Here is an 8,218-nt window from a genome sequence, read left to right as displayed (position 1 = left end):
GCCTGCCTGACGGCAGGCCGTTACCGGCCCGCACACAAAAAATCTGACAGTCCCATTCCGCTTTTTACAGTACACCGTCCATGCTCGTCAGTTGATACAAGATAGTGCGACTACCTTGCCTCCAGAGTTTAGAATTCCCCGAACCATTAGGTAACCACCACTGCAGGTTTGGAGTTTTTCTCCCGCATATGCCCCTCATGCGCTGCTGTCAGCGGCCGTCGACATCCCCACATAAGGAACATGAAATGTCGCAAAAGATCTACTTCGATGAATCAGGCTTTACCGGAAACAACCTTCTACACCCCAGGCAAAATTACTTTGCTTACGCCTCGGTTGCTACTGACGACGACGAGGCAAGAGCGTTGGTTGAGAAACTGACCAAAAAGTACAACATTCAAGGTGGCGAGCTAAAAGGCGCCAATCTGGTGAAGTTTTCGAAGGGCAGGAAGGTCATTACAGAGGTATTGGATGCTTTCGATGGCCGAATCAAGATCTCCATCTCTGACAAGAAATTTGCCCTCGCGGGGAAATTTCATGAGTATATTTTTGAACCCTGCTACTCCAGTATCAATTCCATTTTCTATGGAATAGGTTTCCACCGTTTCATCGCAAACGTGCTCTACATGGAGTTCACCGCACGAGGCGCAGGCGCGGAAGAGCTTTTTGCTGAGTTCGAAAGCCTAATGCGGGAAGGCACGGGGCAAAACCTCGAAACTATTTTTTCCTCCTCTGCGGTCGCGGAGCATTCCGATACCATCAGGCTGATTCGTGAGTTTGCCCAAGTCCGGCACCAGGATATCCGGAGCGAACTGGAGTCTTTGACTAACGGCGAAACGGGCAAGTGGGTGCTAGATCTAACCAACACAGCCCTCTATACCCTCTTGGCAAACTGGGGAAGCGAGCATGCTGTGCTTACGGCAGTGTGTGATCACTCAAAACCGCTGCTGCACAACCAAAAGCTCTTCAATGCGATGGTCGGTAACACCCAAAAGATTACATCTGATTTTGGGGGCGAGGAGCATCCCATCACATTCAATCTGTCTGGCCCAATAGAGTTCGCGTCCTCGCATGATACCCACGGTATCCAAATCGCTGATGCCATAGCCGCAGCGGCCGTATACGTTTTTTCCGGAGCACGAGATGAGGCCTCTGACCGTTGGCGACACATTATCGCCCGCCAAGCACACTACGGCAGCGTCGTACCGGACACGGACGAGCTCAGACTCAGGTCTCAGCGCTCCCAGCTTAATACCCTTGTGCTACATCAACTGCATCAGCGTGCGATGCAAGGATTGAGCCTTACGGAGGGAATGCCGGAGGCAATTGCAAACATGGGGCGCAGCTTGAGATTTTCGCCGTACTCTGCGGCATAGACAGCTTAAGGAGGGCAGGAAACTAGGTAGCAAAGAGTCCAGTGAGCGCGCATTCATGAAGCTGGGTGCCACCCTGAAAACTGTTGGAGCATGGAGCGACATACTTCCCCTAGGACTAGAATTGAGTCCTGGAATGGCAGACATGTTGATTGCGTACGTGGTGCCGAGTAGAAAAACAAAGCCCCGGAGGTTCGCGGCTCCAGGGCTTCTATTTTCGCCTCCACTCGCGACGACTTCGCGCAGAGTGCGAAGGAAAGGATTTTTTCCGGTTTGGCCGAAACCTTCGGGGTCGGCATCTCGATCAGATCCGCCCGAAAGTCGACTTGCCTGTTGAATCAGCGTCAGCCTCCTCTACCCGTTAAGTGGCCCGGCTAAAAGCTCTCACTAGCTTGGGCCCTCTATACGACGGCCTTATCAATGGGGAAGTATTTCACTGCGTCGATAACGTGCTGAACGAGGCTTCCGTTCACATATTCGATACGAGGGGCTGCACGTTGTTTTGGCCCCCGAACTCCTACGCTACCCTGGAACTCCCACTGCAATGCCGTTTCTACGCAGACGGCATGCGAGAACAGGGCGATGTTGCTTCCTGAGGGATCCTGAACCGACTTGAAGATTACGCCGTCGATACATGGCTCTACGCAGGTGGCCAAGTATTCGGCGATGAACTGCGACACTAGATAGTTCCTTTCCGACCCAGGGGGAACTGGCGCGGTAATCATATCGTGTAGGTATTTCAGGAACTCCCTGCGCCCGGACTTCAGGAAGTAGTCGGGATCGAAGACGCTCGGCTCAGGCCCAAGATCGGCTGTCTCGAATCGTTTAAAGTCCAGCACGCTGACCGGTTCGGTTAACCTGAACTCCCCGCTGACGACAGTGCCACCTACCGGAGGCCGGAGCTCAGCCACGCAGGTTATACGCTCGAAAGCACCATAAAATACCGGTACGCCAGCAGGGTTCATTCGACCCTCGCCCGCCAGCGCCCTCGGCGGTGCAGCGAGCTGGATCGCAGGATCGGCGTTGATTTCTTGCACACCTGCGGGCGTCATACAGGTTCGGGCACGGTAGATGGGTAAAGCGTGTTCAGGAGTAAGCACGCGCACCACAGCCAGCGATTCCGACTCTGCAGAGTACGTGTGTACCCCTTCGAAAAGCCAGTCCAAGTACTCTCTGGCGTGCTTGTTGAAGAAGCGGTTGCCATGCCTTACGCCTTCCTCGAACTCGCCCCACTTCAAACCAATGTGACCATGCGTGTGAGGCCGCTTCAGGTATTTTCCGTCGCGCTGGAAGTACTTCAGGTTGCTGCATACAGCGCCCACGATTAGCTCACCGGCTGCGCTGCCAAACATCAAGCTGATCCAGTGCTCGGCGCTTTCGCCGTGCGAGACGGTGGTGGTGTTGTCGCTATCGACGTGACGATGGGTTCCTACACAAAGGTGTTTATCGAGCGCACCTTCGACGTAGAAAACGATCTCCCTGAGCGGCCAGCACGTGCGCGTCGAGTTGCACAATCCGCATGCAACGACGCACCCTTTAAGGCGGATCTGCTCGACCAGGAAAGGGTCGTACACGCACTCGGAACACACATTTACATTTTCAGCCATCGCGTGCTCATCGTCCTTTCGCATAATGGTGGCAAAGTACAAGTACGTAGAAACTCAGCATGATCGCCGATGATCATGCGCAGACCAACACCTAATTTGCCGATCCATTGCGTGACTGGTTGAGCTTACATGCACAGCGACAAAACTCCATGAACGTCACAGGACAGGACATCGTATGAGCAGCGTCAAGGAACACTTCTTCGAGTTGCAACAGCAAGGCTGCATTGAGTGGGTCAAACAGGTATATGACCTCGACATCGACGAGGATGATGAAAGCTGGGAGGAGCTGGCCGCCGAATACTCGGCCATGCTTGACGCGGAAGAGGAAGAAGCTGAGTTCCAATGGCTGAATCGGCATACGCACAGTGAGTTTTTCCTCAAGTTCCCCGAAGAGCTTGCGAACGCATCCAGTCTGTTGACGCTTGGCAGCAGCGAGCAGCACACCGACACGCTTAACAAGCTCGTGTATGCCCATGCCGTCACCCTGATGGAAGCGCTCATCAGCTCCGTCGTTTGCAAGCTTGTCGTGAGTGACAAGAGGCTGCTGATCAATCTGGTGGCCGGGTACCGGAAGCTGAGTGCGCGAACGATCAACCTCAAGGATGTTGCCGAGCAGCCCAAGCTCGTGGAGAGCATTGTCCTCACCACACTGAAGGAGCTGACGCTGCACAACGTCGGGACAGTGAAAGAGGTGCTGGGCGCGATGTTTGGTAAGCACATGGATAGCCTGGAGGTGGGCGAGATCGGTCGCATCTGCAGCAAACGCCATGACATCATCCACCGCAACGGCAAGACCGTCGACGATCAGCCGATCAAGCTCACCACGGAAGAGGTCAAGCAGGCAATCCGCACCATTCGTGAATTTGCTGAAGAGCTGAAATCCAGGATCGACAATGCCGCCTGCGAACGAGAGTCCGCTGATTTCTAGATGGCGCGCCAGTGGACGCTGACCAGGCGGAATCAAGGGTGCGAGTAAGTGTAAAGGGTTCGGTGGCAGCGGCTCGCTGATTTCCGGAAGCTGGTTAGGACATCCCACGTAAGGAAGCCGTATGTTCACCCATGAAATCGCACAGCCCACCGACACCATGCTCCTCACTGAGATCCTCGACATGGAGACCGGTGAACACATCAACCTGCAGGTGTTCCTGAGCCGCGAGCTGGGCCTGGTCATCAAAGACCGGGCCGAGCTGGCCAGCCGGTATGCACGCAATCCTGAAGAACCCTGGCTGGTCTGCCAGTTGTGCTCGGCGCCGGTGATCCTGGTACGCACCAAGGGTCGACGCTTTCACTTCCGCCACCATCCCCGCGAAGAGATCGAGCAGAAGTGTTCGATCTCCACACGTGGTCAGCTCAGCGCTGAGCAGATCAACTGCATCAAGTACAACGCTGCGAAGGAAAGCTCTGCCCACCTCAGGCTCAAAGGCATCATTCGCGACAGCCTGCTCGTTGATGAAAAATGCAGTGAGCCGCAAGTGGAAGCTGTCTGGAAAGGCATGCGACTCGCTGACCGAGCACAATGGCGCAAGCCGGATGTCCAGGTTGAACACGCCGGCCAGCGGCTGGCATTCGAAGTGCAGCTCTCGACCACCTATCTGACCGAGATCGTAGGCCGCCGCGAGTTCTACCGGATGAACAACGGCGGCATGGTCTGGGTTTTCCAGAGCTTCGATCCGACCGTCACCCGCACCTCCGAGGAAGACATCTTCTACCTGAACAACCACAACGTTTTCATCGTGAACGAGGCAACGCTGGAGCGATCGCGGCAGGCGAAACGTATGGCCATGGATTGCTGGTATGCGGTACCGCACCTGAGAGGCAAGACGATCATCAACGAGTGGGTGATGGAGGAGGTTTTCCTTGATCAACTGAATGTAGATTCCAAGGCGCAGAAGGTGTTCTTCAAGGACTACGATGCCATTCGTGCCGAGCTGGAGAGTTCATTAGATATCTCGAAAGCCCGCCAGGCGTTCTATGACTTCTGGTTCGAGCATGCCCCGAATGACTGCAGGGAAACGGATGCCGCCTGGGTGATCCTACGGGAAAAGATGCGCGTCGCTATACCGCGCCTGCACCTGCCGACGGACTACCGCACGGGCAAATTTCATGGAGCGATTTCACTTGTGCTTAGCGCCCGCCTTGGCCGGCCTGTGGGTTACAACCTTCCGCGCTTGCTGAACGTTGCCAATACTGCGTTCGACCACTACAAACAGTACCTCTACCCGTTTGGCTGGGCGCTCAAACTCTGTGATACCGAGAAGCTGCTGAAGGAGCAGGACACCAAGGGTACGTGGCTTCGGCGCATTGAGGTCATCAAGGAAGGCATGAGGAACCATGACGAAGCCTTCCGGCAGGATCCCAGCCTCAACCATCTGATTGCATTCCTCGTTCCTGAGATCACCGAAAAGCTGGCCCAGGCCAGGGATTGGTAACCAGCGAACAGCAGCGCGATACGCGAGCGCTCCATTTGACGAACCAGATCCATAGCCGTTTCCTTCATTCACACTGCACAGGGGGTAAGCGCTGCGCAATCAAACGACCACCAACCTTTACAGGCCAATCTCCATGGCCAAGTATGCGTCCAACAATGGATCAGTCGCCTTGCCCCGTTGGATCATAAAGGAATGCAGAAACAACAAAGCCCAGCAGTCAGGCCGGGCTTCGCAGATGGGTACGCCGGAGGCGTTACCTGAAGTCTCTAAAACTTCAGTTTGTGAGAAAACATTTCAAAGCCGCAAGTCAGTCAGCGATAAAACCACGCGTACGCCACTGCTGCCTCACAAAATCACCGAAATTATAACCTTCCCCGAGATCGAGTCCGTCAGCGTGATCACAAACGATAATCTGTGGCCTCATACCAGTTTGCACTGCAGTATCATCACAGAACTTAGCAAGTTGAGTAAACATGTTCGATACCGCATCGATGTCGTCGTGCAATGCGACACCCTTGGTGTCATCAGGCCTTAAATTATCAGCCACAAATACCTGGCCATCATCCTTGGAAGGGAAATAAACCTGTGTAGGTTGATCAAGGAAGAGAATCGGCGGAATTTTGCACTTATCGGCCCTGGCAGCAAATTGATAGTGCAGTGCCATGAACAAGGTAAGGTGCGAGTAAACCCAGTTTGCACCACTTCCCATAGACCTGAGGAAAACTTTTTTGAAGGCTTCCTTCTCATGCCACAAGTCGAAGCTATTTACGTCAAACTTCAGAGACCCCGTCTTGTACGTTTCTTCGAAGTGAAACTTCTGACCAAGCTCCTTCATTTTTTTGTTGATGTCTCTCGCCAGCCTGTCCAGCTCGATATCAACATCATACTCATCAAGCTGGGCCTGGTATTTCTTAACCTGCGCCTCCCAATAATCCTTCATCTTCTTCAAGTCAGAAGGCGGGTTTTCGATGAACTTGTCGATTTCGATCTCAAGCAGCAGCTTCGTTTTCTTCGGAGCATCCTCCAAAGAGCTGGCCTGGGCCAGTCGCTTTTCCTGCTCTTCAAAAGGCTTGAGGGAGGTCTGGACTTCTTTGAGCCTCTGACGGAAGTCCTTGATATCTTTCCTCAGGTCGCGACTCTCCTGCCCCAGGCTCTCCCGCGCAAACGACGAAAGCTTCAGTTCAGTGTTCAGCCACTCGATGGCCTGTGTCAGCTTGTTGGCTTGATCCTCCGGGATATCGGAGTGAGACTCGCACACTGGGCAGAACGCGTGCTCAAGATTCGTGGAGCGGGGAATCGTCAGCGAGGCATACGAGGCACCAATCCCCTTCGCTTGCTCAACAGATCGCTCAAGTAGATTGAGTCGACCGATCGCCGAACGAAGGTCGGCCAAGTGTTTTGCCTTTTGGTCACGCAGCGAGTTGAGCGTCTTCTCGTAATCATCGGCGAGCCCATCCACGGTGACTGGGGTGCCTTTCATCAACCTGAGCGCCTGACTTGGCTTGATGAAAATCTCATCAGCCGTCATATCGAACAGGGGAACTCCCGCGAGGGCCTGGTACTCCGTGAGCAGTTTCTCGAACTTCCCAACGGTCTCTTCCCTGACTTTCTCGTCCTTGGGAATTTTCAGCTCAACCCGACGAAGCTCATACGCCGCTTCGGTTAGATCCTTGGCGATATCAAAATACTCTTCCTTCACGATACCCATGAATATCTTGAAGTGGTCGATGGCCTGATCCCGTTTAACCTTCTCATCAAACCGGTAGAAAATAGCGTGTTTGTTCGCTACCAGATTCTGGTGCTGAAGCATAAACGACGGGAAGCTACGCACTGATGGCGTGGCGCCCTTGCTACCCGTTACCTCTTTGTACATCGGGTCTTTGTCAATATTCTCTAGCGTTACACCAAAGTACTTTCCGAGACTCTTTAGGAAGGCATCCTTATGGATGTAAAAACGATCGTCAAAGAAGTATTTAACATGCCCCATAAGCTCTAGGACATTATCTGCCTCTGGCCCGGTAACCTCACGCAGGAAGCAACGTTTAGAAGCCGCTGCGCGTGCCACCACAAGCGTCAGGCTCGGGAACTGCAGAACGGTGAAAAAGGTATCGCCACGCTCAGTCAGCTTACCATCCGGAATAGTGTCCTCGCTGCTGCCCAAGCAGTAGTCAAAGATTTCCAGAATAGCGCTTTTCCCGGTAGACGATTTACCAGTGATGATATTGAGGCCACGGGTGAACTCCACACTGTGAAGTCTTTTATCTTTGTCTACGACGCCGATATATCGTACATAACAATTCATAGCGATTTCAGCCCCAATGACCTATAAACAGAAAAAACATTTTCACCCGTAAACACCACTGCGAGCTTTCGAGCGTATTTCAACAACTGGGCGTCGGCATTTTCCGCCCTGATTTTGCCTTGCGGAGCCACCGACATATCTTCGTTGATCTTGATGCTCTGCTCCGAGGTAAGGATGAGCAGGGAAGCATTGGTGATCGGTTTGTACTCCTGAATGCGCGACTCCAAACCGAGAATCCGGCTAGGTTCCTGCATCAAGGTGCGGATCGAGCTATTTATCCCTGCGTAGTGCAGAAACTTGTGAAGCGGCTTGTAGGTGATCAGGGGCAAAACTAAGTAGCTCAGCAGGATATCTTTCTCGGTCGGATCCCAGTGATCGTAAAAGGAGTGGATTATCGGCGCGAGGGCAAATGGCGTCCGGCGCAGCGTGTAAATATGGTCGGCGGCATTCATATTCAGGGACTGTCAGATTTTTTGTGTGCGGGCCGGTAACGGCCTGCCGTCAGGCAGG

General features: G+C 53.5%; 6 protein-coding genes. 3 read left to right on the top strand and 3 right to left on the bottom strand.

Going from position 1 to position 8,218, the window contains the following annotated elements; translation table 11 throughout:
- The first annotated feature begins 245 nt into the window (after positions 1–245).
- Positions 246–1,373, top strand: coding sequence for a DUF3800 domain-containing protein (locus tag ACW9H9_RS27805; RefSeq protein WP_457346568.1), 1,128 nt, complete (start codon positions 246–248; stop codon positions 1,371–1,373).
- A 398-nt stretch (positions 1,374–1,771) separates the two neighbouring features.
- Here ACW9H9_RS27805 and ACW9H9_RS27800 read toward each other — a convergent pair whose 3' ends face one another.
- The gene (locus tag ACW9H9_RS27800) at positions 1,772–3,019 is read right to left on the bottom strand and encodes an RES family NAD+ phosphorylase (protein ID WP_457346566.1); all 1,248 of its coding nucleotides are present in this window, start codon (positions 3,017–3,019) and stop codon (positions 1,772–1,774) included.
- Between the two features lie 133 nt (positions 3,020–3,152).
- On the opposite strand from ACW9H9_RS27800, the gene ACW9H9_RS27795 reads away from it, so the two are divergent.
- A complete protein-coding gene (locus ACW9H9_RS27795; RefSeq protein WP_457346565.1) occupies positions 3,153–3,905 on the top strand; it encodes a HEPN domain-containing protein in 753 nt (250 codons plus the stop codon).
- Positions 3,906–4,026: 121 nt separating this feature from the next.
- Positions 4,027–5,406: a DUF6035 family protein gene (locus tag ACW9H9_RS27790; RefSeq protein ID WP_330758358.1), complete on the top strand. Its 1,380-nt coding sequence runs from the start codon at positions 4,027–4,029 to the stop codon at positions 5,404–5,406.
- Between the two features lie 307 nt (positions 5,407–5,713).
- Here the strand turns inward: ACW9H9_RS27790 and ACW9H9_RS27785 are convergent, their stop codons facing one another.
- Both ACW9H9_RS27785 and ACW9H9_RS27780 read right to left on the bottom strand, forming a co-directional pair.
- Positions 5,714–7,708 (bottom strand): DUF3732 domain-containing protein, encoded by a 1,995-nt coding sequence (locus ACW9H9_RS27785; RefSeq protein WP_330758357.1) that lies wholly within the window; start codon positions 7,706–7,708, stop codon positions 5,714–5,716.
- Positions 7,705–8,160 (bottom strand): three component ABC system middle component, encoded by a 456-nt coding sequence (locus ACW9H9_RS27780; protein ID WP_457346564.1) that lies wholly within the window; start codon positions 8,158–8,160, stop codon positions 7,705–7,707. Before ACW9H9_RS27780 ends, ACW9H9_RS27785 begins: the two co-directional genes overlap by 4 nt.
- Between the last annotated feature and the right edge of the window lie 58 nt (positions 8,161–8,218).

This window comes from Pseudomonas sp. SDO5215_S409 (assembly GCF_054071325.1).
Note: the sequence above shows the minus strand (reverse complement) of the source record. Positions and strands in the feature narration are given on the sequence as shown.

Excerpts from the sequence above, each read along its gene's own strand:
- ACW9H9_RS27805 (WP_457346568.1), top strand. The coding sequence starts at position 246 with ATGTCGCAAAAGATCTACTTCGATGAATCAGGCTTTACCGGAAACAAC.
- ACW9H9_RS27795 (WP_457346565.1), top strand. The coding sequence starts at position 3,153 with ATGAGCAGCGTCAAGGAACACTTCTTCGAGTTGCAACAGCAAGGCTGC.
- ACW9H9_RS27790 (WP_330758358.1), top strand. The coding sequence starts at position 4,027 with ATGTTCACCCATGAAATCGCACAGCCCACCGACACCATGCTCCTCACT.
- ACW9H9_RS27785 (WP_330758357.1), bottom strand. The coding sequence starts at position 7,708 with ATGAATTGTTATGTACGATATATCGGCGTCGTAGACAAAGATAAAAGA.
- ACW9H9_RS27780 (WP_457346564.1), bottom strand. The coding sequence starts at position 8,160 with ATGAATGCCGCCGACCATATTTACACGCTGCGCCGGACGCCATTTGCC.